At 48.7% G+C, this 25,539-nt stretch carries 18 protein-coding genes and 1 pseudogene; 16 read left to right on the top strand and 3 right to left on the bottom strand.

Going from position 1 to position 25,539, the window contains the following annotated elements; translation table 11 throughout:
* Window positions 1-18: 18 nt before the first annotated feature.
* The 11 genes from OCU60_RS09480 (at window position 19) to OCU60_RS09430 (ending at window position 17,036) form a co-directional block, all read left to right on the top strand.
* Complete coding sequence (locus tag OCU60_RS09480; RefSeq protein WP_074372639.1) at window positions 19-552, top strand: DUF5943 domain-containing protein; 534 nt, start codon at window positions 19-21, stop codon at window positions 550-552.
* Window positions 553-649: 97 nt separating this feature from the next.
* Window positions 650-2,713 (top strand): NADH:flavin oxidoreductase, encoded by a 2,064-nt coding sequence (locus tag OCU60_RS09475; protein ID WP_074372638.1) that lies wholly within the window; start codon window positions 650-652, stop codon window positions 2,711-2,713.
* Window positions 2,714-2,723: 10 nt separating this feature from the next.
* Window positions 2,724-4,727, top strand: a complete 2,004-nt coding sequence (locus OCU60_RS09470; protein WP_083602620.1) for a (Fe-S)-binding protein — start codon at window positions 2,724-2,726, stop codon at window positions 4,725-4,727.
* Window positions 4,728-4,736: 9 nt separating this feature from the next.
* On the top strand, window positions 4,737-5,975 hold the full coding sequence (gene etfA / locus OCU60_RS09465) for an electron transfer flavoprotein subunit alpha (RefSeq protein ID WP_074372637.1): 1,239 nt from the start codon (window positions 4,737-4,739) through the stop codon (window positions 5,973-5,975).
* Window positions 5,965-6,762 (top strand): electron transfer flavoprotein subunit beta, encoded by a 798-nt coding sequence (etfB, locus tag OCU60_RS09460; RefSeq protein WP_074372636.1) that lies wholly within the window; start codon window positions 5,965-5,967, stop codon window positions 6,760-6,762. The genes etfA and etfB overlap by 11 nt, the downstream gene beginning before the upstream one ends.
* An 84-nt stretch (window positions 6,763-6,846) precedes the next feature.
* Window positions 6,847-8,445: a BCCT family transporter gene (locus OCU60_RS09455; RefSeq protein WP_074372635.1), complete on the top strand. Its 1,599-nt coding sequence runs from the start codon at window positions 6,847-6,849 to the stop codon at window positions 8,443-8,445.
* Window positions 8,446-8,553: 108 nt separating this feature from the next.
* Window positions 8,554-8,826 (top strand): hypothetical protein, encoded by a 273-nt coding sequence (locus tag OCU60_RS09450; protein WP_139302101.1) that lies wholly within the window; start codon window positions 8,554-8,556, stop codon window positions 8,824-8,826.
* 341 nt (window positions 8,827-9,167) lie between these two features.
* Window positions 9,168-11,225, top strand: a complete 2,058-nt coding sequence (locus OCU60_RS09445; protein WP_074372633.1) for a type VI secretion system Vgr family protein — start codon at window positions 9,168-9,170, stop codon at window positions 11,223-11,225.
* A complete protein-coding gene (locus OCU60_RS09440; protein WP_074372632.1) occupies window positions 11,213-11,962 on the top strand; it encodes a DUF4123 domain-containing protein in 750 nt (249 codons plus the stop codon). The genes OCU60_RS09445 and OCU60_RS09440 overlap by 13 nt, the downstream gene beginning before the upstream one ends.
* Window positions 11,962-16,758 (top strand): RHS repeat-associated core domain-containing protein, encoded by a 4,797-nt coding sequence (locus OCU60_RS09435; RefSeq protein WP_074372631.1) that lies wholly within the window; start codon window positions 11,962-11,964, stop codon window positions 16,756-16,758. The genes OCU60_RS09440 and OCU60_RS09435 overlap by 1 nt, the downstream gene beginning before the upstream one ends.
* Entirely contained in the window at window positions 16,758-17,036 is a 279-nt protein-coding gene (locus OCU60_RS09430) for a hypothetical protein (RefSeq protein WP_072961428.1), read from the top strand. The genes OCU60_RS09435 and OCU60_RS09430 overlap by 1 nt, the downstream gene beginning before the upstream one ends.
* Window positions 17,037-17,324: 288 nt before the next feature.
* Here OCU60_RS09430 and OCU60_RS09425 read toward each other — a convergent pair whose 3' ends face one another.
* Both OCU60_RS09425 and OCU60_RS09420 read right to left on the bottom strand, forming a co-directional pair.
* Window positions 17,325-17,522 (bottom strand): hypothetical protein, encoded by a 198-nt coding sequence (locus tag OCU60_RS09425; protein WP_021021299.1) that lies wholly within the window; start codon window positions 17,520-17,522, stop codon window positions 17,325-17,327.
* 651 nt (window positions 17,523-18,173) lie between these two features.
* Complete coding sequence (locus OCU60_RS09420) at window positions 18,174-18,707, bottom strand: TetR/AcrR family transcriptional regulator (RefSeq protein WP_074372630.1); 534 nt, start codon at window positions 18,705-18,707, stop codon at window positions 18,174-18,176.
* A gap of 166 nt (window positions 18,708-18,873) precedes the next feature.
* Here OCU60_RS09420 and OCU60_RS09415 point away from each other — a divergent pair, with 166 nt between their 5' ends.
* From OCU60_RS09415 to OCU60_RS09400, 4 genes and pseudogenes are all read left to right on the top strand, one after another.
* Window positions 18,874-19,539: an NAD(P)H-dependent oxidoreductase gene (locus OCU60_RS09415; RefSeq protein WP_074372629.1), complete on the top strand. Its 666-nt coding sequence runs from the start codon at window positions 18,874-18,876 to the stop codon at window positions 19,537-19,539.
* A 214-nt stretch (window positions 19,540-19,753) separates the two neighbouring features.
* The gene (locus OCU60_RS09410) at window positions 19,754-20,110 is read left to right on the top strand and encodes an RHS repeat domain-containing protein (RefSeq protein WP_083602619.1); all 357 of its coding nucleotides are present in this window, start codon (window positions 19,754-19,756) and stop codon (window positions 20,108-20,110) included.
* A 535-nt stretch (window positions 20,111-20,645) separates the two neighbouring features.
* Entirely contained in the window at window positions 20,646-21,551 is a 906-nt protein-coding gene (locus OCU60_RS09405; protein ID WP_083602618.1) for a GGDEF domain-containing protein, read from the top strand.
* 324 nt (window positions 21,552-21,875) lie between these two features.
* Window positions 21,876-22,169, top strand: a pseudogene (locus tag OCU60_RS09400) (transposase); the annotation flags it as partial.
* Between the two features lie 22 nt (window positions 22,170-22,191).
* Here the strand turns inward: OCU60_RS09400 and OCU60_RS09395 are convergent.
* Window positions 22,192-22,683, bottom strand: a complete 492-nt coding sequence (locus OCU60_RS09395; protein ID WP_228449028.1) for a GNAT family N-acetyltransferase — start codon at window positions 22,681-22,683, stop codon at window positions 22,192-22,194.
* A gap of 507 nt (window positions 22,684-23,190) precedes the next feature.
* Here OCU60_RS09395 and OCU60_RS09390 point away from each other — a divergent pair.
* Window positions 23,191-25,479: a methyl-accepting chemotaxis protein gene (locus tag OCU60_RS09390; protein ID WP_074372626.1), complete on the top strand. Its 2,289-nt coding sequence runs from the start codon at window positions 23,191-23,193 to the stop codon at window positions 25,477-25,479.
* The last annotated feature ends 60 nt before the right edge of the window (window positions 25,480-25,539 follow it).

Here is a 25,539-nt window from a genome sequence, read left to right as displayed (position 1 = left end):
TAAAAGGAGAATTCTAAAATGGGAGTACACGCACCTGAAATGCCAATACTGGTCGATGATGAGACTGGTGTCTGGACAACTGACGCACTGCCGATGCTTTATGTCCCTCGTCATTTCTTCGTCAACAACCATATGGCGATTGAGGAAGAAATGGGGGCGGAGCGTTACGCACAAATCCTCTACAAAGCGGGTTACAAATCGGCTTACTACTGGTGTGAAAAAGAAGCACAGGCGCATGGTATCGAAGGGGATGCCGTCTTCGAACATTATATGAATCGTTTATCGCAACGCGGCTGGGGCATTTTTACCATCGAGCACTTAAATATTGCCGAGGGAAGCGCCCGGGTGCGTCTGGATAATTCCGCATTTGTTTATCAATACGGCAAAGTGAACCGCAAAGTTGATTATATGTTTACGGGTTGGTTTGCCGGTGCGATTGACCAAATCGCCCAAAGTCTGGGGTATACCGTACAAACTCAGGCAGAACAGGTCCAGAGTGCAGCAGAAGATGGGTGTGACTACGGCATCTTCGATGTCTCGCCGGTGGCTTGATAACACATATAAATACAAAAGTACTGATTACTAAACAGTATGAGTCAAGGAAGACAGCCTTATCCGGTCGGAGATAAGGCTGGTATAGAGGTGAAGCATGTCTCAGTTTGATATTCTGTTCCAACCATTAAAAATCAATAACCTGACGATTCGCAACCGCATCGTCAGTACCGCTCACGCCGAGGTGTACGCAACCGACGGCGGTATGACAACGGATCGCTATGTCAAATATTATGAAGAGAAAGCCAAAGGCGGCTGTGGTCTTTGTATTTGTGGCGGTTCCAGTGTGGTTTCTATCGATAGCCCACAAAGTTGGTGGAGTTCGGTCAATCTTTCAACAGACAGAATCATTCCTCATTTCCAGAATCTTGCCGATGCCGTCCATAAACATGGCGGTAAAATCATGATTCAGATTACTCATATGGGACGCCGTTCGCGCTGGGATGGTGAAAACTGGCCGAGTCTCATGTCACCGTCGGGGATCCGTGAACCGGTTCACCGCGCAACCTGTAAAACCATTGAAGAAGAAGAGATCTGGCGTATCGTTGGTGATTTCGCCAAGGCGGCGGTACGGGCCAAAGAAGGCGGTCTTGATGGTGTGGAGCTTTCCGCGGTTCACCAGCATATGATTGATCAATTCTGGTCTCCCCGGGTCAACAAACGGACTGACCAATGGGGAGGCACGTTTGAAAACCGGATGCGCTTCGGGATGGAAGTTTTGCAAGCGGTCCGTGAAGCGGTCGGCCCTGACTTTGTGGTCGGTATGCGAATTACCGGTGATGAATTCCACCCGGATGGCCTTGATCACGAAGAGATGAAAAAAATCGCCGCTTACTATGATGCGACGAACATGGTGGATTACTTCGGTGTCGTCGGCTCCGGCTGTGATACGCACAATACACTGGCTAACGTTATTCCGAATATGAGTTATCCGCCAGAGCCGTTCCTCCATCTGGCAGCCGGGATTAAAGAAGTGGTTTCTGTGCCGGTGATTCACGCACAGAACATTAAAGACCCGAATCAGGCGAAACGTATCCTTGAAGGCGGTTATGTTGATTTTGTCGGGATGACCCGTGCACATATTGCCGATCCGCACCTGATTACCAAAATCAAACTGGATCAGACTGATCAGATCCGTCAGTGTGTCGGGGCAAACTACTGTATCGACCGTCAATATATGGGGTTAGACGTTCTCTGTATCCAAAATGCTGCGACATCCCGTGAATATATGGGGATGCCACATATTATTGAAAAAACCACTGGCCCCGTCCGTAAAGTTTTGGTGATCGGTGGTGGTCCCGGCGGGCTTGAAGCCGCAAGGGTGGCGGCAGAGCGCGGCCATCAAGTGACGCTGATCGAAAAAGGTGAAGCGCTGGGCGGACAAATTACCATTGCCGCAAAAGCACCACAGCGTGATCAAATGGCCGGGATTACCCGCTGGCTGGCGATGGAGCTGGATCGTTTAAAGGTTGAAATTATTCTCAACACGAATGCCAGTGCGGAGATGGTTCGGGAAATGAGTCCGGATATTTGTATTCTGGCGACAGGCGGACATCCGTTTATCGAGCAAAACCCTGAATGGGGTGCAGCAGAAGGTCTGGTCGTTTCGACTTGGGATATTCTCAACGGAACCGTTGAGCCGGGTAAGAATGTGTTGATTTATGACACCATTTGTGAATTCTCCGGCATGTCAGCCGCTGATTACCTGGCGTCGAAAGGCGCGATGGTTGAATTGGTGACAGATGATATCAAACCGGGCGTCGGCATCGGGGGCACCACCTTCCCGACGTATTACCGCAGTTTGTATGAGCGAGAAGTCATCATGACCTCTGATCTGATACTCGAAAAAGTCTACCGAGAGGGCGATAACCTGATTGCGCTTCTGGAAAATGAGTATACCGGTCAGCAAGAAGAGCGGGTTGTCGATCAGATCGTCGTTGAAAATGGTGTCCGCCCGAATGAAGCGCTGTACTACGCACTGAAAGCTGACTCGATCAACAAAGGTCAGATTGATAATGAAGCGCTCTTTGCTTCAGCCCCTCAGCCCGTGTTGTCTGCTGATGACCAAGGCATGATTCTGTGGCGTTTGGGAGACTGCGTGTCACAACGTAACACCCACGCTGCGATCTACGACGCATTACGTCTGTGTAAAGATCTCTAAGGAGGTGCCTATGAACCTTGAATGGTTGCTTCCCATTTTAGTAGTGACCGCCAGTATGCTGGCGGTTCTTGGAATGGTCCGGCGTATCCGCATGTGGTTGCGGGGACAGGCATCTCCGGTTGCCATTATTGGTGGATTAATGGCGATGCCCCGGCGTTATCTGGTTGATCTGCACCATGTGGTCGCCCGCGATAAAGTCATGTCCCACACACACGTCGCAACCGCAGGCGGGTTTGTCCTGTCGGTATTGTTGATCTTTGCTGTGCACGTCTTTGGGGTTGCCAAAGAAATTCTTTCCTATCTGTTACTGGCTTCTCTGGCGTTGATGTTTACCGGCGCGCTGTTTGTTTTCCGCCGTCGTTTAAATCCCCCATCGAGATTATCGAAAGGGCCATGGATGCGTCTGCCGAAGAGCTTACTGATGTTCTCCGTCAGCTTCTTTCTGGTGACGCTCCCGGTTTCGGGTGTACTGCCAGAACAATTTAGCCACTGGGCTATCGTCACGGTGTTATTGGTTGCCATTGTCTGGGGAATGGGCGAAATGTTTTTCGGTATGGGCTGGGGCGGGCCAATGAAGCACGCCTTTGCCGGCGCACTACATTTGGCATTTCACCGCAGACCGGAACGCTTCGGTGGCGGACGGTCAACCGGCCTGAAACCTGTTGATCTTGAAGCCGACAAACTCGGTGTTGAGCAGCCATCCGATTTTAAATGGAATCAGCTCTTGGGATTTGATGCCTGTGTGCAGTGCGGTAAGTGTGAAGCCATGTGCCCGGCATTTGCCGCAGGTCAGCCCTTAAACCCGAAAAAACTGATTCAGGATATGGTGGTCGGATTGGCCGGTGGGACTGACCAGCATTATGCCGGCAGTCCGTATCCGGGCAAAGAAGTCGGTCACGCCAAAGGTGACCCGCATCAACCGATAGTCGGTGGCGTACTGAACTCGGAAACATTGTGGTCTTGTACGACTTGCCGGGCCTGTGTCGAAGAGTGTCCGATGATGATTGAACATGTCGATGCCATTGTGGACATGCGGCGCTTCCTGACTCTGGAAAAAGGCCAGACGCCCGAAAAAGGTGTCGAGGTACTGGAAAACCTGATCTATACCGACAACCCAAGCGGTTATGCACCACAGCGTCGTTCGCACTGGGCTGCGGATCAGTCATTGAATCTGATGTCTGATGTCAAAAGAGCGGATGTGCTGTTCTGGGTCTCTGATGGTGCGTTTGATATGCGCAGTCAGCGGATTCTCAAATCTTTCGTGCAGATCCTGAAAGCGGCCAAAATCGACGTCGCCATTCTCGGTGACGAAGAGCTGGACTGTGGGGATGTGGCCCGTCGCTTAGGGGATGATGCCACCTTCCAGCGTCTGGCTCGCCGCAATATTGAAACGCTGGAAAAATATGAGTTCAGCTGTATCGTCACGACCGATCCGCATGCATTCCACTGCCTGAAAAACGAGTATCCGGAGCTTTATCCGGCAGGTCAATCACCACAATATCAGGTCTGGCATCACACCACGTTTATCAATCAACTGGTTGAGAAAGGTCTGATTCACTTACGTCCTTATCAGGGCGGCAAAGTCACTTACCATGATCCGTGTTATCTGGGACGTTATAACGGTGAATATGATTCTCCTCGCGCTGTTTTGGCTCAGCTGGGCATTGAGGTGAGTGAGATGGTGCGTTCCGGTTTCCGTTCACGCTGTTGCGGTGGCGGCGGTGGCGCACCGATTACCGATATTCCCGGAGAACGCCGGATTGCAGACATGCGCATGGATGACATTCGCGAAACCGGCGCAGAACTGGTCGCTGTCGGTTGTCAACAATGTACAGCCATGCTTGAAGGGGTGGTTGAGCCAAGGCCTGAAGTGAAAGATATTGCTGAGTTGGTCGCTGAAGCATTATTTGAAACGAGTGGTGAATCAAGTGGTGAAACAAGTGTTGAAGCGAATAAAAGCCATTCAGCGGAGACTGGTGTATGGACACCGGATACTCAGGCCGTAACGGTGTAGGGGAGAGCTATGAGTGAAATAATTGTACGCCGTGATCGCCGTATTGAATGGATTATGCGTAACCGGCTTCATCCACAACATGACAGCTTTGTCACGCAGCCGACAGAGGAGAGAGGCCCGAGCGGCCTCATTCGCTACTATCCGCACCGCGTCGGTTTTATCGGCCCGAATGGTCTTAAGCGAATTGATCGGCTGCATGGCAGTGGTGCGCCGTCATTCTCGGTTCGTTCTCAAGGGACTTCAGCCGCAGTTCAGTTGCCGTTGCATACGGTTGCCGAGCCTGATTATTACATTGTGGTGGTACCGGATATGCCGGGCGGCCGCTTAAGCAGCCATGATCGTGATGTACTCGGACAGGCACATCAGCTTGTTCAGCAGCATGGTGGTGCAGGTGCGGTGATGGCGGTTGTTTTTGGTGTTCACCGTGAAACCCAGTTTGATACCGCCGGGGTTGACCGCTTGCTGAATCTTACCGATGACATTTATGGCGGATATTGCCCGGAACAGAAAGTCGCAGCCCTTGAACAGGTGGAGGCACACTATGCTCCGAAACACTGGTTGTTCCCGGATAGCATTTCCGGTGGATTTGAGTTGGGCGCACGCCTGACAGCGCTGATTCATGAGCGACCCGCGACCCAAGCATGGCAGGTGAATTCGCAACAGACAGTCTGCCGTGCCGCCGGTGGCCGGAGTGATATCAAACGTGCCACTCCCCGATGTCTGCTGTTAGCAGAAGAGTGCGCGCCACAAATTGATGAAACCCGTCACGAAGCGTTGGCCGTCACCCTAGCGGCAACGCCACCAATTCAGCCGACGATTGCAGATCTGGGACAGGTTGCAATTGATCCGCAATCCGTCCCTTTGACCGAGGCCGAATTTATCCTGTCTGCCGGAAACGGTATCCATGACTGGGAATTATTTCATCATGCAGCACAGGGACTCGGTGCCACAGAGGGGGCGAGCCGTGTCGCAGTGGACAATGGATTTATGCCGCGTTTCAGACAGGTCGGTGCGACGGGGTCTTGGGTGACCGCCCGGGTTTATATTGCGGTGGGGATCAGCGGTGCAATTCAGCATCTACAAGGAATTGGCAGATGCGACAAAGTGATTGCCGTCAATACCGATTCCGGATGTGACATGGTGAAACGCGCTGATTTGAGTGTGATTGCTGACAGCCATGAGTTGCTGGCAGCGCTGGTTTCACTGGTCGAGAACCACCACAAAGAGGAGCTCAAGGATGCAGCCTAGTTCAGCCAAATCATTCGTTGTTAAAACCCTGGTCTCGATTGGTGCCCATCCTGACTCTGGTCGTCCGCGTCGGGCGATGACCGATTCCAGAGCGGTGGAGCTGGCACTCAATTTGCCCGACAGCGAACTGGAAGTCATTCATGCCGGTGACCCCGAGCATCCGGCTCTTGGGTATTACAGCGGTATGGGGTTATCCCGTATTCGTGTTCTGGCACAGGAAGCGCAGGCCGATGCCGTGGACACATTAGCCCAGTATCTGCAACAAGAGATGCCGGACATCGTCCTGACGGGGACACGGGCCGAAAGTGGCGAATCGTCAGGATTATTACCTTTTTTTCTCGCTCAAAAACTTCAGTGTCCGGTTGTCGTCGGGATTGCAGAAATTCTCTCGATTGAAAACGGGCAGGCGAAAGTGCTGCAGGCTTTGCCCCGGGGGCAGAGACGTGCTCTGAGCGTTTCTTTACCTTTTGTTGCCAGCGTAGATATGGCAGCACCACTGCCAAGGCAAAGTGCCTTCGGCATTGCCCGCCGTGCGCAGATTGATGTCAGTAAGGTCGATCATGTGGCACTCGATCATGAGTGGATGAATTGGGAGGAAACCCCCGCGAAAGCGAAAATAAAACGTTTGAAAGTGGTGAAAGCTAAAACGGCAGCAGACCGATTCAAGGCTGCGACTGCAAAAACGACGTCTTCAGGTGGGCGGGTCATCAAAGATCAGCCAGTCAGCGAGATGGCTAAGGCGGTGTTTGATGTATTGCTTGAAGAGGGCGTCATTCGTCAAAAATAACAAGTGCATTCCGGGAACAGGAATGACCGGATGAAAAGCGAACGTCTGTCCATATCGTGACAGACGGAATGGATGAGGGATCGCATGAAAACGACAATAGATTCTCCAAAACGTCGCAAACCCGTATCACGGATTCAGTATGACACTGACTATTGTGCCGGGCAGGATAACGTTAAGATTTGGGGATTGGACATTCACAATCCCGTATTTGGTGTCAGCGTAGGTTTGATACTGTTATTTATTATCCTCACTCTGATTTTTCCTGATGGCGCAAAAACAGTACTGACACAAGCGCGTGGCTGGTCAATTAATCATTTTGACTGGTTATTTATGGCGGCTTGTAACCTGTTTGTGCTTTTTTGTTTGGTATTGCTGGTTTTACCCGTTGGTAAAATCCGTCTCGGTGGTGTAGATGCCACACCGGAATTTTCAACCCTATCTTGGTTCAGTATGTTATTTGCTGCCGGAATGGGGATCGGCTTGATGTTCTGGAGTGTTGCCGAACCTGTGGCTTATTATACGGATTGGTACGGCACGCCATTGAATGTCGCACCTCGCACCGAAGATGGCCGGGCGCTGGCGCTCAGTGCAACGATGTACCACTGGGGATTACACCCTTGGGCGATCTATGCGGTGGTCGGTCTGGCACTGGCATTTTTTTCTTATAACAAAGGACTGCCCCTGACGATTCGCTCGGTTTTCTACCCGATTTTCGGCAAACGTTGCTGGGGTACACTGGGGAACATCATTGATATTCTTGCTGTTCTGGCGACTATCTTTGGTCTGGCAACCTCTTTAGGCTTTGGTGCGCAGCAAGCGGCCGGTGGTCTCAGTCACCTTTTCGGCATTAGTAATGGCCTCGGGACTCAGATTGCGTTTATTGTCGTCGTCACCCTGATCGCGATTATATCGGTCTCTCGCGGACTCGACGGTGGGGTGAGGATCCTGAGCAATATCAATATGCTGATGGCTGGCTGTTTGATTGCTCTGGTGATTGTTGTCGGTCCGACATTGTCTATTTTTCAGACGGTTGGCACCATTGGTAAAGGTTATGTCGAAAACTTTATACCATTATCTAACTGGGTTGGGCGACAAGATACCGAATGGTTCCATGGCTGGACGGTGTTCTATTGGGCATGGTGGGTATCGTGGTCTCCGTTTGTCGGCATGTTTATCGCTCAGGTTTCCAAAGGACGCACCGTGCGTGAATTCGTGACAGCGGTATTACTGATCCCGACACTGGTCACGGTTTTATGGATGAGCGTTATGGGAGGAACCGCCCTTGAGCAAGTCACACATGGTGTGGGTGATCTTGCCAATGGGATCAGTGATGTCTCTAAAGCAATGTTCCAGATGTTTGATCACTTGCCGATGGCGTTTTTACTTTCTACACTGGGTATTCTGCTGGTCTTGTTGTTCTTCGTCACATCCTCGGATTCCGGGTCGTTGGTGATCGATAGTATTACCGCTGGTGGTAAAACCGATGTCCCGACGGCACAGCGGGTGCTATGGGCATCGCTGGAAGGGGTGATTGCAATTGCCTTGTTGTTGGGGGGTGGTGATCAGGCACTGGCAGCCCTGCAAGCCGGCGCGATAACCACCGGGCTACCATTTACACTGGTGCTGATTTTGATGTGTTGGAGTCTGTACCGCGGGTTAGTGACAGAGAAACATTTATATTGAAACACACAAATATCAATTGACACGGTAGAGGAAAGAACAAGCTTTAACGAAGTCAGACGATCAGGGTTCAGGCGCTGAACCCTGAATGATTCGATATCAAGGAGAGAAATGATGATGTATGCCGAATTGGTCGATATGGACGATTTCACTTTTATGATGGGGAAATTCGGAATTACGGCCAGTCACCACAATACAGCCAGTCAAGAGCACACGGAAAGTGATGAAATCAAAGGGCAGATCAAAGCTTGGTTAAATCAGGCCGATGAACGTGCATTAGGCTCTTTCTGGGAAACCATCGATCGCATCGAAGATGATGGTATTCTCCTACCGGATGTTGAAAATATTATTTGTTGGAGTCGCCAGTATTACGCCTCACGTTAGTCATCTGTTTGATCCGTTCAAGGCCTCATCAGAGGCCTTTTTGCTTTTATTCGTTTCCTGCCGATTTATTTCCTGTTAATTCGTTTCCTGTTGATCCGTTCATTGCATTCTTCACGCTTTAATACATTAAATATTGAGAGATGCATTCAATAAAATGCATCTGGTAATGAAAGTGAACTGATAAAGGCTGAACTCCGTAAATTAAATTGAATACAATAGCAAGTTGTTGAATAAACTATCGTCGCACGCTTGGCGGGTTTGCTTATGCATCAATTCGCATTGGCGATGCAAATTAGAACAAAATATCGACACTCTCAAATCAAACATCAAAGGTTTTCTTCATGGCAACGTTAGGTTTCAGGCTCACGATCAATGGGGTCAATGATGCGTCATTGGTGGTTCGTGACTATCAGGGATTTGAATCCGTTTCAGCATCGGTGGACGCCGGCGGGCATCCGGTTTATGGCTATCGCTATCATATCGCGCTCGCCAGTCGCAACAGTGATTTGACCTTTGAACAGATGGTCGATACCACCGCGCTGCTTGAAGTGCTCCGCAACGGGCAGGTGGTACAGAAGGTTCATGGCATCATCCGCAATTTCAGCCGCGGCGATACCGGCCATCATCACACCTTCTATTCCCTGACGTTGGTGCCGTCGTTCGAACGGCTCTCATTACGGCACAACAGCCGCATCTTCCAACAAAAAAGCGTGCCGGAAATCCTCTCGGTGTTGTTACAGGAGATGAACATCACCGACTATGCCTTTTCCACCAAACGGGAATGCCCCCCGCGTGAATTCTGCGTGCAGTACCGGGAAACCGATTTAGATTTCTTCCACCGGCTCGCCGCTGAAGAAGGGCTGATGTACACCTTTACCCACGAGGCAGAAAAACACACCTTAGTGGTGACCGACAATTCAGAAGGTTTTGCCCGGCTCGGCGGCACGGTGCCGTATAACGTATTGTCCGGTGGCGTATCGGAGATCCCGTATGTCTCCGCCATCACCGCGCACAAGCAGTCTGAAGTCAGCTCGGTGTGGTTGCAGGATTACAGTTTTAAAAAGCCGACCTACAGTTTTAAACAGACCGCGGAAGGCAGTGATTTAGACTATCAGTTGCCGAATTATGAATATTATGACGCACCGGGACGGTATAAAGACGATGCCAGCGGCACAGCATTCAGCCAAATTCGCCTCGATGCGTTGCGACGCGATGCGCATACCGCGAGTGGCAAAAGTAATCAGGCGATGCTTCAGGCCGGGGTGCGGTTTGACCTCAGTGACCACCTCGATGCCGCGATGAATCAGAACTGGCTGGTGGTACAGATTGCGCACCAAGGCAGTCAACCGCAAGCGCTGGAAGAATCCGGCGGCAGTGGTGCCACCACATATGCCAACCAGTTTACCGCGATCCCCGGTGACAACTTATGGCTGTCACCGATTATGCATAAGCCGCGGGTTGACGGCACGATGATCGCCACGGTGGTCGGCCCGGCCGGCGAAGAAATCTACTGTGACGAGCATGGCCGCGTCAAGCTGCATTTCCCGTGGGACCGCGAAAGCAACGGCGATGAACTGAGCTCCTGCTGGGTGCGGGTATCACAGCAGTGGGCGGGCAGTCAGTACGGCATGGTGGCCGTGCCGCGCATCGGCCATGAAGTGATGGTTGATTTTCTGGAAGGTGATCCGGACCAACCGCTCATCACCGGACGGGCATTCAATGCCAGCCATGTGCCGCCTTACCCTTTACCGGCAAACAAAACCAAAACCGTGTTGCGGACCGAAACCCACCAAGGGCAGGGCTTTAACGAGCTGAGTTTTGAAGATCAGGCCGAAAGCGAAAAAGTCTACCTCCATGCGCAGAAAGATACCGAAGCCCTGATTGAAAATGACGCGACCACACTGATCCGTCACGACAGCCATTTAACCGTTGAAAACGACCGGTATGAACACATCAAGATGAACGATCATCTGACCGTGGACGGTGAGCAGCGGATCAAAATCACCCAAGATCAGACCCATGACATCGGTGGTGATTTACAGCAGCAAGTCGGCAGCCTGACCGCGGTCGAAACCGGCAGCGCCATCACCCTCAAAAGCGGGGCGAAGATTGTGGCCGAAGCCGGCTCGGGGCTGACCCTATCGGCCGGTGGCAGCTTTATCAGCATCGACAGCGGCAGTGTCAACCTGTCCGGTGCTGCGATTAACCTCAACGCCGGCGGCAGCGCTGGCAGTGCGGTCGCTTATGGCGGTAAAGCCGCGTTGTTGCCCGAAGAAATCACCACCAAACCGGATAATCCGGCACCGATTTTGACCCCCGCGCAGATTGCCACCATGAAATCGGCCGCGCCATTCTGTGAAGAGTGTGAAAAATGTAAGGACGGGGTATGTGCGATTTAAAACAGCAACTGACCGCAGATTTAAACTGGTACGTGATCCTCAATGAAACCAGTGACGGCCAGCCACAGCGTTGGTTTTATCTCAACGGCGGCAGTGATGCGCAGGGTATCTGGCTAGGCACCCCGTATGCCGAGTGGCGTGAAGTGATGCCGAACATCGCACAGATTTCTCCGGAGCATCCGTTTCTTGACTGGATGACCGATGAATCCTGTGCTGACTGGGGGATTCTGGTCGGCGCTGAGGCTGATTTCGCCACGGTGCAGGCCCATTTTCGCAGCCTGACCCATGTCTGGCTGCCCACCGGTGAGCATGTGTTCTTCCGCTTCTATGACCCGCGTTTCGCGCTGGATGTGGCGAGCCTGTGTGATGATGAGCAGCGCATCGCCCTGATGGGCCCGACTCAATGTTGGCTGCGTGTCACTGCACAAGAAGCACTCACACAAGTTGATAACCCCGCGCCGATAAGCCAAACCAATTTTCAGGAACGCGCTTTCCCGTGGTGGACGGTACCGGAGGCCGTGCTGGCGGGGTTGAGCGAAGACCCGAGTGTACTGGTCAACAATCTGCTTCAGGGGTTGAGTGAATATCAACAGGCCTTGTATGACGCCTATCCTGAGCCGGTGTTACGTCAGAAAACCGAACGGTTTGTGGCGCGTTATCAAGGGGAAGAAGACGGTTATCTGGCGGCTTTCATTGAATTAATCGAACAAGAGCAACAACGGCTAGGGATGCTTTGATGAGCGAACAACAACAATTTTATAATTATATCAATCAGCAGCTGAACAGCTTTCCTGATTTGTTGACTGACTATCGGCAAATGACCAAGAAGTGGTATTTCGAACTCGCAGATAAAGCCACAGAAGCGATGGATCGCCCTTCTCTTTTTGCGATGGATAAACGGCTCAAAGTCAGTGGCGAGAGTACCACGGTCGGCAAAGATGATGATAACTACAAAACCACCGTGCAATGTCCGCTCAGTGGCAAGCTGGAAATCGAAAGTGTGTTCCAGTCGATTTATCATGTGCCGCTCGGGAATATTCAGGCGATTGTCAAAGCCGAAGACGGCAGCGATACGCGGAAAGTGATGCTTGATGCGCAGGGTAAAGCCACTGTCGCTGGCCTGACTCCGGGCAAATACTACGAGGTCTTTATCGACCATCAGCCGACTCCGGCAGAGATGGACTCGCTGTTTTCCCATTATGATACGTTGAGTGATGGCCTGTCGGGTTGGCTGAATCAAAAATGGCAAGGGTATCAGCCGCAGTGGGACAGTTATTTTAACAGCTCGGCCGCGCAGTCGGTCTTAAGCGTGATTGCGAATTTTGCCGATGGGATCTGGCGTGGTTTGAAAGCGCTCTGGAGTGGCATTGAAGAGCTTTATGAGATGCTCAAAGACCCGGTCAAAACACTGAAAGATCTGGGTGAAGGTGTCGCGGATATTATCAATACGATAAAAGAGACGGCCAGCAGTGCACCGGGGATGATGGAAAAGGCCATGCTATTCGCCTCGGATGAAGCGGCCATGTATCTGTTTGTGCGCGGCATCATGACTTACATCTCGATGGTGCCGATAACCACGATACTCAATCAGATCGCCAATTTTGGCGGTCAGGTGATTGTGGATGTGTTAATGGGGCTGCTTGGTGGGTTGATTATCTCTTTTATTGCCACTCCGGCAACCGGCATGGCCTATGCTGTGCTGCGGGCGATGAAAACAGCTGGCAAACAGATTTTTAAAGCGATTAAGTCGCTGGTAGACGTTGTCAAAGAGCTATTTACCTTTGCCAAAAAGCTGATTAACTCGGCCAGCGATACTTTTAAACGTCTGGCAATTAACAAAGGCGGGCAGGGCGTTTACCGCAACGGCAAACTTGAATTTGTTGCGGATAACCGCCGCACTAGTACCCTGCACCATGATAAAGACACACTGCCGGACGACAGCCATGCGCCGACCAATGAATCCGGAAAGCCGACCCAAGACAGTAAAGACACGGTGTGCGACAAAGACCCGATATCGATGGCAACCGGTGAAGAGTTACTGTCGCTGACCGACGGCCATCTGATTGGTCTGTTGCCGTTTGAATGGCAACGGTTGTATCGGACCGCTGCGGTTGAAACCCATGTCGGGCTCGGTTATGGCTGGTCACATTCACTGTCACATCAGCTGACCGTGGACGGTGATGCGATTATCTGGCGGGACGGCGAAGGCAAACTGACCCGCTTTCCCAAACCGACAGAGCAATTGCCGGCGATTACCAACCGCATGGCGAAATCAGCGGCATTTCTGGGTAGTGATAAACAGCAGATGATTATTGCCAGCGGTGAGCGGTTTTACACCTTTAAAATGACTGGTGACTCGGGCTTACTGACGTCTATCAAAGACCAATATGACCATTCACTGAGCATCACTTACGACCGTCAGCACCGTCCGGTCCGGATTTCAACCGAGACCAACCTTAGATTTGAGCTGGTGTATACGGATGACCTGATTACCCAAGTGGATTTGTACGCTTATCTGGCTGAGCAGGACGAATGGCAATTTGTTCAGACGCAAGTCAGTTATGGCTATAACGCGCAGTCGCAGCTCATCACCGCCACCAATGCCAGTGGGGAGACCGAGCGATACACCTACGATACCCAACATGTGATTCAGTCGCGCGAGCTGGCCGGTGGTGCGGTGTTCCGCTGGGAATGGCAGGGCGAAGGGAAGGATGTTCGGGCGGTGCGCCAGTACAGTAACCTGACGCAGGTCGATACCCGCTATGACTGGGATGAAGAGGCCGGGACGGTGACGCTGACCAACAGCGACGGCTCGCAGCAAGTTTACCAGCATGATGACAACGCGCGGCTGATTAAAGAAGTGGACGGCAGCGGCGGGGAATACCTCAAGGCCTACGATGACAAAGGGCGGTTGACTAAAGAGACTGATGCCCTCGGCAATGTCTCTGAGTCGGTGTACAACGATGCCGGTGAGTTGGTGGCTAAAGTCGAGCCCAATGGTTTAACCACCCATTTCAGCTATAAAAACGGTTTACTGGCTCAGGTGCAGCAGGACAAAGCGGTGTGGCGTTACCGGCATGACCGCTGGGGTCATATCACCGAGCAGACCGACCCGCTCGGTCATACCACCGTTTATGATTACAACGACCACGGCCTGATTGAGAAAATCACCTATCCGGATGGTGGCATTCACCAACTGACGTGGAACCGCAACGGTCATCTGGTCGATGAGACCACCCCACAGGGGGAAGTGATTCGTTACCGCTACGATATTCTGGGGCGGTTGCGGCTACGTCATGACAGTCAGGGCGTCACCGAGCTGTCGTATGACCGCAGCGGCCGATTGACCAAACAGGTGTTGCCGGGCGGTCAGACCCGCTTTTATGAATACAACGCCTATAACAAGGTCACCAAGTTCACCGATGAGCAGGGCAGAGCCACCACCTACGATTATGAGTTCCCGCTGCATCTGGTGACGCAGAAGACCAACCCGGACGGCAGTACGGTCCAGTATCGTTATGACAACCCGTTCCACTTTGTCAGTGCCATTATTAATGAGCGCGGTGAGCACTATCAGATAGACTACCTGCCGACCGGCCATGTGCAGCGGGAAGTGACGTTTGACGGTCGTCAGTTTGTCTATGAATATGACGCGCACACCCAACTGACGGCAAAAACCGAAATCGGCAGTGAAGGCACCGAGCTGACGACCCGTTACGCGTATGACGCACAGGGCAAGCTGATTGAGAAGACCCTGCCGGATGAATCGACAGTTCAGTACAGCTATGACTTACTCGGCAATCTGACCGGTGTGGATGATGGTCGCTGGCCGCTGGCGTATGACTATGATGTACTGGGCCGGCTGACCACCGAGCATCAGGGCTGGGCAACTACCGGTTATCGTTATGATGCGCTGGGCCACATCACGGCTCAGTTACTGCCGGACGGCCAGCAGCTTGACTATGACTTCCGGCATGGGCGGCTGCATCAGGTTAATCTGAACGGTCACTGCCTGACACAACACCAATATCAGGTCAGTGGTCTGGAAACCCGCCGGACACAGGGGGCGCTGAGCAGTCATTTTCAGTATGATGAAACCGGTCGCCTGACCGAGCATCGGGTCAGTCAGGCGCAGCAACAGACGTTGTTCCGCCGTTATCAGTACAACCGCTCGGGGAACTTAACGCAGGTGGAAGATAACCTGCGTGGGTTGACACAATATCACTATGACCCGTTAGACCGCCTGACACAGGTGCGCGGCAGTCTGAGTGAGAACTTTGCCCACGACCCGGCCGGTAACCTGATACAGAGCCGGCAGAGTAATGTGGCGGGGAACCGGTTGCTGTTTCAGGGGGACCGACACTATCAGTATGATGAGTTTGGTAATCTGATACAGGAAGCGCGCGGCACCAACCAGTCATTGGTTACCACTTATCAGTACGACGGCCAGCACCGCCTGACCAAAGTTGAAAAGCCCGACGGCACTATTGCTGAATACCAATATGATGCCTTCGGCAGAAGAACCCATAAAACGGTCACTGACAAAACCGGTCACCAGACCAGCACTGAGTTTTTATGGCAAGGCGATAAGCTGTTGGCCGAATCGGGTGAGCGTCACTATCAGACTTATCTGTACGAATACGGCAGCTTTAAACCGCTGGCACTGGTCACCGGTGAAGGGGCGGACAACGCAACCCCGTACTTCTACCACCTTGACCAAATCGGCACCCCGCTGGAAATCACCGATGTAGAAGGCCGTGTTGCCTGGTCGGTGGATTACCACAGTTACGGCAATGTGGCTTATCAGCGCAAGGCCGACATCGTCAGCCCGCTACGTTTTCAGGGGCAGTATTACGATGAAGAAACGGGTTTACATTACAACCGCCATCGTTACTATAGCCCGAGCACCGGACGCTTTATCACCCCGGATCCAATCGGGCTTGCGGGCGGTTTAAACAACTACCAGTATGTGGTGAATCCGACGGGGTGGGTGGATCCGCTGGGGTTGAATCAGTGTGAGGGGAGTTGTGCGGGGAATCCTTTGACTGCCGCTGAACAGTCGGCTGCTTATCAAGGTTCTGATCCTTACTTCGGAGTAGATAAATTAGAAGACATTTCTATACCGAAAGGAACTCAGCTAGCTCATATAACCTGGAAAGAGCAAGGTGGTATTACGGGTAATTATTTTACTACTCCAAGTGCAGTTGAAGTTAGTCGGGCCAAAGATGGATTAGTTAGTTCAAGGGCACTGAACCAAGGGGTTCAGGTATATGCTGGCGATGGACGAACTGACTATAAAAAATATGTTCAGATGTTTGAAGTGAAAGAAGATATTCCTATGGGAGGTGCGGCATTTGGTCCTACTAAAGCAAATCCACAATTTAATCCGGGCCGTTATAAGACACATGATCAATACTTTATCCTAGATGAACATTTAATAAAGTTGGTGCCTGTTAAAGGTTCTTTAGAGGTCATGAAAGATACTAAAGCACCTGATATTTCTAATAAATTAGAAAAGTTAAGGAATAAATAATGATCAAAATTGAAACATCTGCTCCAGATGGAATGCCAGATTACTATCATTTACAACCTATAGTTGACTATTTACTGGAACATGGTAACGAATCTTGTAATTCGTTTTTATGGGGCAATAATCGAACAGGATATTTTTGTCATTTAAAGAATGAAATTGATTTTGAACAGCTGTTAAAGGTTTTTGATATTCCCGATACCATTAAAGTTGATACTGATAAACAAACAATAGATTGCTTTAATACATATTCATTAATAAAAGGGAATATGGGGAATTAAATTAACCCAGTTGACACATTCAAACCCTTCCAAAAAACAGCCGGGTTAAAAATAGTTCCGGCTGTTTTTATCCATATCAACTGATATCGGGGACGAGTACAATACAATCCGCTGCAATATTGGCGGTGATTCTTACCCCGGTTTAAAACACAGCCTCACTCAGCCACTTGCCCTTGAGATGAATATCTGGGGTGCAGGTATTGCCCTGATAAATATGTAGCCAATGAGTTACATCTTATATTCCAAATCGAGCCGCAACTGCGGCTCGAAAACTAAATCAACCAATCATCACACCAAATCTGATTCATCCGGCTCTTCATGATAGCGCACGTAATGGGTGGTAATCAGATTATTCAGATACAGCAGCACGTTGCGCAGCTCTTGACTATTGTGCCGCTGTTCGGCTTCAAATATTTCTTCTAACTGGCGCAGATATTCGCGGGCTTTTTGGGCGAATTGGTGATCGTAAGGGATGGTTTCGTACATTATTTGACTCCTGGATAGTGATCAAAATAATTTCACCACAGGAGTTCCTACGCTCGGGTGGTGAACTGGAACAAGGTGTAGGAATGCCGTAATCCAGGACACGGCCAGCCAAAGCTGCCTTGCCCAGCTCACCATAATTCAGATGTGCTGAGGCCGCATATAGTAAAAAACCAACGTAAAGTTAGCAACCTATAATGTCTGGATAGATATCAGCGGGTTCCTACGCCCGGCACCGGATTTTGCCAGTGCAGAGCGTAGGTTATCTGTTTTTGGGAAAATAAAAGTATTAAAAAAGTATGAGATTTTGGGTGTAGGTTCTCAAAATAATCAGCCGATGAGCGTTTCAGCGAATTTGAGTACAGTTTTAAAAAGGAATTGGGCAGGGATGTGTTAGAGATATCAAATGACGGTGCATCGGGCTCCGATTCAATCTGCTGTGCAAGTCTGAGGCAACCATTGTAGGATTGATTTTGTTACCACATTACTAAGAGCCTTTTTATGGATATCCCTAGGTACGTTTTTATTGATTCTCAGTGTTATATTCAAGGGAGACTCAACTTTGAAGGCCGAATCACTCCATATCTGGACTTATAAAAATGGGCGTGACACAGAATAATGAACAGTCTCATGAAAGCATGAGGACAGTGAAAGTTAAACTTTTACCGCATTGCCACTCTGTAAACCCGTTGCAAGTATTCGGGCACTCGCAATAGCCTGAGCCCCTAAAATTGGCCAGCTTTGTACGATTCCTTCATGAATTAATAACAAAGGCTCCCTCATGGCGACAAGGTTGGAACTTTCTACCAGTTTATCGGCGACCTCCGCCTTATGCCGTTCCAGCATCTTGCGTATAGCTTCACTATTAGGATGGGATACAACCGCATTATGGAACAAGCACCCTTCCGAGTTATTTTCACTCATCCAGTGGCCTACCCTAGCAAAAATCTCGTCCAGCACTTGCGGGTTATGTGTTGGTAAGCCTTCAAAAAGATGCGTGAGATATCGGGCATGCCTATGCTCAAGTGCCATGATAATCATATCCACTTTTGACGGACAATATTTATAGAGCGTGCGCAAACTGACCTTCGCCGCATCTCGCAACCCATCCACCCCGAGCTCGGTAAATCCGCGTTCAGCAAAAGCCTGCTCAAGACCTGCTGCAATTTTTTCTTGTGTTTTATTCATGTTTGACAATGTAAAACGATCTCTCTACTATTTCAAGTAGAACGATTGTTTTACCTTATAAATAAAAACAATAAGTTTGATTTCAATTCAACAAGCGGATGACGAGAAAACCATCCGATTCGGCACAATTATCAACCGTTAACACGGTCACTATGGAGATAACGACATGAATATAATCACGATTTATGCCCACCCTTTCAGAAACAGATACCCCGGCGCAGTCATGGATGCCTTCCATGAACCGATTCTCAAAGCAGGTCATTCCGTCGATATACTCGATCTGCATGCCGAAGGCTTTGATCCTCGCTTTACCGAAGCGGACCATGCATGTTTTTGGGGCGGAGAACTGCCAGATGAAATAAAAGCAATGCATCAAAGGGTGGCACAGGCAGACCAACTGGCTTTCGTTTTTCCCGTCTACTGGTGGAGTATGCCAGCTCTGATGAAAGGATGGATTGAACGAGTCTTTACCCAAGGTTGGGCGTATCAATATGGCAAAAGCGTTGAAGACCGTGGTAAAATGCCACTTGATGGTCTTCTCACCAATCTACCCACCACTTTAATCGGTATTGGCGGTTCCAAAAAAGCGACCTACGATAAATACCATTATGACCATGCAATGCGAACGCAAATTGATCTTGGTATCTTCTCATACTGCGGTGTTACAGATGTGGAAAGTCACTTGATCTATGATGTGGAAGGTGACATTAATGCGCCGAATAGAGAGCAAGGCTTAAAGTTTGCCCAGAAAATCGGTGAAGATTTTATCTCTCCCAATCGAGTACAAAAAAACGTTAAACAAGCATTTTTAAACGACATGATGTCAAAGTAATTCTCATCGGACACCATAAGTGGTTGTCGTGGATTAACAAATTTGGCCACACAGTTAGATGAGAAAAAGTATGTCAAATTGCTAGATTTGAAATCAGGTTCAATCTCATCCTAGCTTACTTTGGGGCACAAATTAGTTATCACCTCACCTTTTTAATCATCAAAACCTTCTCGCAAACAATACAGCTACGATACCCAACATGTGATTCAGTCGCGTGAGCTGGCCGGTGGGGGGGGAATACCTCAAGGCCTATGATGAGAAAGGGCGGTTGACCCAAGAGACTGATGCGCTCGGCAATGTCACCGAATCGGTGTACAACGATGCCGGTGAGTTGGTGGCTAAAATTGCGGCCAAACCACCCATTTCAGCTATAAAAATGGCTTGCTGGCTCAGGTGCAGCAGGATAAAGCGGTGTGGCATGACCGCTGGGGCCATATTACCGAGCAGACTGACCCGCTTTTATGAATACAACGCCTATAACAAGGTCATGAAGTTCACCGATGAGCAGGGCAGAACCACCACCTATGATTATGAGTTCCCGCTGCATCTGGTGACGAAGAAGACCAACTAGAAATTTTGATACTGAGAATTTCGATGAAAAAGCTTACGAACTCCGTTGGTAACACCAAAATTCACAGCCAAATAATAAGGTGAACGAATATGCCCGTCGACTTTTTAACAAACGAACCAATACACCGTTACGGGCAATTCTGCGGAGAACCCAGCGACGTTCAACTCGCTCGTTACTTTCATTTGTTTGTTGCTGGTTGACAGAGTATAATTTAGGGGTACGTCGTTGAGTCGTTTATCTGCGTGACTTAGGCGAGATGGCCGATATTTTGGATTGATACGCTTCCGATAAAGAATAGCTTTCGCAAGCGGGGTTACGGGAGAGAACTGTATCCAGTTTGTAAAGAGGTTTAGGCATGAGGCTACGGCGATTAATGGATGTAGTCGATCAGATCGTAGCTTCTTGATTTAGTTCCATCAATTTAAGCAACAAAGCCTCGTAGATCGGAAGCACTCACTCATAATACTTCATTTACTGTAATAAAAGCGCAATCTTTCTGACATGCATCTAGTTGATTACCTTAATAAGGAGATTTATGGAAAATTATGCGTTCAGTAGTGATGAGCCTGCTAAATTTGTTCAATTAAAAATACTCTTGATTTGTTTTTTATTCATCTCAACATCTTCCGTTATCGGTTTCAACATATTATTTTTGTCGAAAATAAATAATATTAATCACGAAAACTATGGATTTATTTTTGAACTAATCGTCTTATTATTGCTTATATTAATATTTTTTATCATTCAAACGTCTCCTTTAAATCCAAAAAACTATCTCATTATAAATATGGGAATGATTCTTTGGATCGTATCTGGAACAATCGACTTTATGGATGAGTTATTCCAACAGCCACTATGGTTATCCGTTTGGGGGGAAGACCTTCTACGATCGGTTGGTATGGTACTGTGTATTATAGGTTTGGGAAGATTAGTCAAAAGTGTTAAGCGATACATCTGTGATATAAAAAAATTAGCTATCTATGATGAATTAACTGAACTGCCCAATCGGCGATTTTTTAATAGCGTATTGTCTAATTATAAAAATCGTATCCTAACCATCATCATACTTGACTTAGATTATTTTAAAAGAATCAATGATACTTATGGACATGAAAAAGGAGATACAGTTCTTCAAGAGTTTGGTCAAATCTTAGCTGACAAAAACCTACCTAACGCCATGTCTGCCCGCTTAGGTGGAGAAGAGTTCGCAGTATTCATCGACACTCAAGATCTATCAAGTGTAGAAAATTACATATCCTCGCTGTTAGAAAGTAGTCGCTCCATAAAAATACACAAAGATACGCACTTGACCGTTAGTGCAGGAATAGCGCTAAAACAGCAACATGAATCGACACACAATGCAATGAAAAGGGCAGACCATGCTTTATATCGGGCAAAAACTAACGGACGTAACCGTCATGAATGGTCAATAGATAAGTAATTTGCTTGATGAAAATATTAGGGATAGGTTGTGTTCGAACCTCTCCTTACATAGTAGCATTACTAAAATTTGGTCAATAATCATGATTCAGAAGCGGTCAGTTAGCGAGGCTGAAACAAGGAACGTTATTCATCCCCGAACTGAGGTGTAGGATTCACTTTACTTCGTTGAATATTTACTGGCGTCAGACGTGACCAAAGATAATTCGTGAGTTGTATTTTCTAGAAATTTTTTGTTCGGACAATCAAGATCGTCATTACTATTAAAGAAGACAACACATTTTCGCGTATTCTTCGAACTCTTTGACCTTCTTGGGAGTTATACAATAAACAAGCCGCTTCATTGATAGGTGTTGCTCCCATGAACCGAGAAAGTGGTCGATATAAAGGTAAACGAATTATCCAAGGCGGGCGCACCCAAGTGCGAACAGTCCTGTATATGGCAATGATGTCCGCAATGCAATCTAACCCGATTTTCAAGGCAACTTATCAGCGATTACTTGAGGCAGGAAAACCAAAGAAAGTCGCTATCATTGCCTGCGTTAGAAAGATGGTTGTGATCCTGAATTCAATGCTAAGAGACGGCACTATGTGGGATGAGAATATGGCGAAAAATTAACTATTGACGCCATACTCGTTTGTTAGCACACAATTTCCAAACTGTACTCCGCTGTATTTTCATTATTAGAAATTATCTGTTCAAAACCCAATTTCTTTAGTACCGAAGTACTTCGACTATTCCAAGAATGGACACCTGCCCAAATATTACCTTGATAACCCGAATTGCAAACATGTGATAACAAAGCCTTGCACATTTTCGTCGCTAAACCCTGCCCCCAGAATTCCGGATTAACCCAATAAGCTAAAGCCAAACGATGTTCCTGAGGAAACAATGTAACCTGACCAATAACTTGGGAATCGGCCAAGCGGCGACAACTCCAAACGTAACATTTATCCATCTTCCAGTCTGAAGCACGATCTGAACACCAATCTTCGGCTTGGTTTAGTGTTTTAATGTTTGCTAACGGAAGCGACTTAGGGAATAAAGCTGAGCTTACTGCTGTTAGCAAATGCACAGCATCACCAGTTTCTATTGGAGTAAATACAAAACTCGAACATTCAAATTTTCTCACGAATTTCAAAGCTTTCCCCTTGTGTGCTAACAGTTATTATACAGATATAGTCTATATAAAATTGTGAGAAATTACAGATACCATTTAAGTAACATACTGTTTTATAAGTCTTAAAATTCCCTGAACTCACAATTTACAGAAGATGTCTGTATAAGTTTTTTCTACTAGATGCATATTCTGCTATTAGGAAAAATAGGTCAAGGAATAACACAAGACAGTGGTCAGGAACTTAGGGCTAAAACATTCTGGGGCACAAACTAGTTATTACCTCACCGTTTTAATCATCGAAATCTTCTCGCAAACAATACAGCTACGATGCACCGCATGTGATTCAGTCGCGCGAGCTGGCTGGTGGTGCGGTGTTCTGCTGGGAGTTACAGGGTCGGTGGAAGAGCACAGTCATAGGCCGATTATTGATTTGAGTCATCTTATTGAGAGAAAAAGCAAATGGTTAAAATGAGTTATCTATAATTAAACAAGTACAACTTGATGCCCCTTGGAGGATTGATGAAACATCTTAGTTTACTTGCTCGTTTTAGTGCCGCAGGCTTTATATCAATTCTCTTGGTCTGCTTTTTATTTATCTGGGGCGCGGTGCGTTTAGCACAACAGTTATCGGATGATTTTATTGCGGCAAAAATGGCCGGATTGGAACAACAGGTGCAGTTTCAAATCGATTCGATCCTGTCCAAAAGTCAGTTAGCGGTCGACACGATTGCCGCTTTACCTGACGTCCAAAAGGCGGTTGCACAGCGTGATAAGAGTAAACTGAGTCAGCTATTTGATGCGCAATGGCCACGCATTCGGGCATCGGGGGTCAGTCAGTTTCAATTCCACATTCCGCCGGCTTACTCACTGTACCGGGTCCATAAACCGGGGAAAAGTGGGGATGACTTATCGTCTTTTCGCCATACGGTGGTTGATGTCAATACTTCACATCGGTCTATCTCCGGCATTGAAGCCGGTGTTGCAGGGCTCGGTCTGCGTTATGTTGCCCCGATCAGTTTTGAAGGGGAACCTGTCGGTAGTGTCGAATTCGGGATGACACTGAATCGGGAAACCTTCACTGATTTGCTCAGAGATAAATCGACCGATTTAGCGATTCGTGTCCCAAAAAATGATGGATTGAAAGATGTGGTCAAGCCTCGGGCGGGAGATGTGCCGGTTTTGACGCCGGAGCAATATCAGCAGGTTCTTTCCGGTCAGACGATGGATATCCGTTCCGATCAGCAAGGTCATGAAACGGCCGTCAGAGTTTTCCCGCTCAAAGACTATTCCGGAAAAGCTATCGGGGTGGTTGAAGTCAGCTATCGTATTTCTCGGTTACAAGCGATGATTTGGTCTGATATCAGAATGATGATGATGTTCGGGCTGATCAGCGCATTAGTCGTTGCCGGGGGATTGATATGGATGACCCGTTATTCAATCCGTCCGATGAAGGACATTATTGATGCCATCGACAACATGGTTGAAGGGCAACAAGGGTTAGATGCCAGACTCGAAGAAGGTGGTCCTCAGGAGATAGCAAGCCTGACCCGGGTATTTAACCGTTTTTGCGATAAATTGCAGGCGACTTTTTACCAAATGTCAGATGCGATCAATCATATGGTCGTCCAGTCAGATCATTTATCGAACGAGTCGGTGATGACCGACAGAGGGATGAAGGAACAAAAAGATCAGCTGACCTATGTGTCAACGGCAATGACGGAAATGACGGCAACGGTACATGATGTGACCCGGAATATTATGCAGGCTGCCGACAGTACATCGCAGGCAAATGATCAATCTCAGGTCAGTAAAGAAGTGCTGCAACAAGCCATCGATCAGATGCTTCAACTGGACGAATCGATCCATCAGATCGGGGATCTGAGCGCTCAGGTTTATGAAGCCAGTGGGTCGATCGCATCGATTCTCGAAGTCATACAAAATATTTCTGAACAGACGAATTTATTGGCTCTGAATGCAGCCATTGAGGCCGCCCGAGCGGGAGAGCAGGGGCGGGGGTTCGCCGTCGTTGCCGGTGAAGTGAGAAATCTGGCACAAAAAACGCAGACATCAACGGAAGAGATCCGCCAGAAAATCACGATTCTGGAAAACAGTGTGAATAATACGATTGCTGTGATTCAGTCCAGTCAAGAACAGGCTCGGCAAAGTGTCGATAACGTTCAGGTCGCCGGTGGGGCAATCTCTGAGATGGAGCATTCTGTCGGACAGATTAATGAGATGACTGCCCAGATAGCGACCGCTTCCGAACAACAGGTTCAGGTCTCCGATGAAGTGAATGCGAACATCAGTCACATTCATGAGTTAGCGGAGACGACGGCCAACTCTTCACTTCTGACAGCGAAACTATCGGCGGAAATAGCCAGAGATGTAGAACAACTGAATAAATATTGTACCAGTTTCGGGGGGGATGCTGATTCACAGAAACTGAAACAGGCCAAGACAGCCCATTTGGCATGGAAAACCATTATCCGCAGTTATCTGTCCGGATTGACTCAGATGGATCTGCAAGAAATCGTCTCTCATAAAGAGTGTCATTTCGGTCAGTGGTATGACGCGATCGGCCGGCAGAAATTTATCGATATACCGGCGACAGCAGCAATTGATACACCGCATAGTGAGTTGCACGCAACCATCAAGAAAATTATTCAGGCGAAAGAGAAGGGTGACATGGTTGAGGCTGATCGTTTGTTTCAGGATATGGAAAAATATTCCGCTCAGCTTATAGCACTGCTCGATGAAATTATTCTTCAGGTAGAGCAGCAGGAAACCGCTGAAAAACAGAAAGACTAAGGGGAGACATGAACCAGCGCAGAGGAACAAAAAAGCCCCAACGCCTGATGGTGATGGGGC

This window comes from Vibrio spartinae (assembly GCF_024347135.1).
Taxonomy (GTDB): domain Bacteria; phylum Pseudomonadota; class Gammaproteobacteria; order Enterobacterales; family Vibrionaceae; genus Vibrio; species Vibrio spartinae.
Note: the sequence above shows the minus strand (reverse complement) of the source record. Positions and strands in the feature narration are given on the sequence as shown.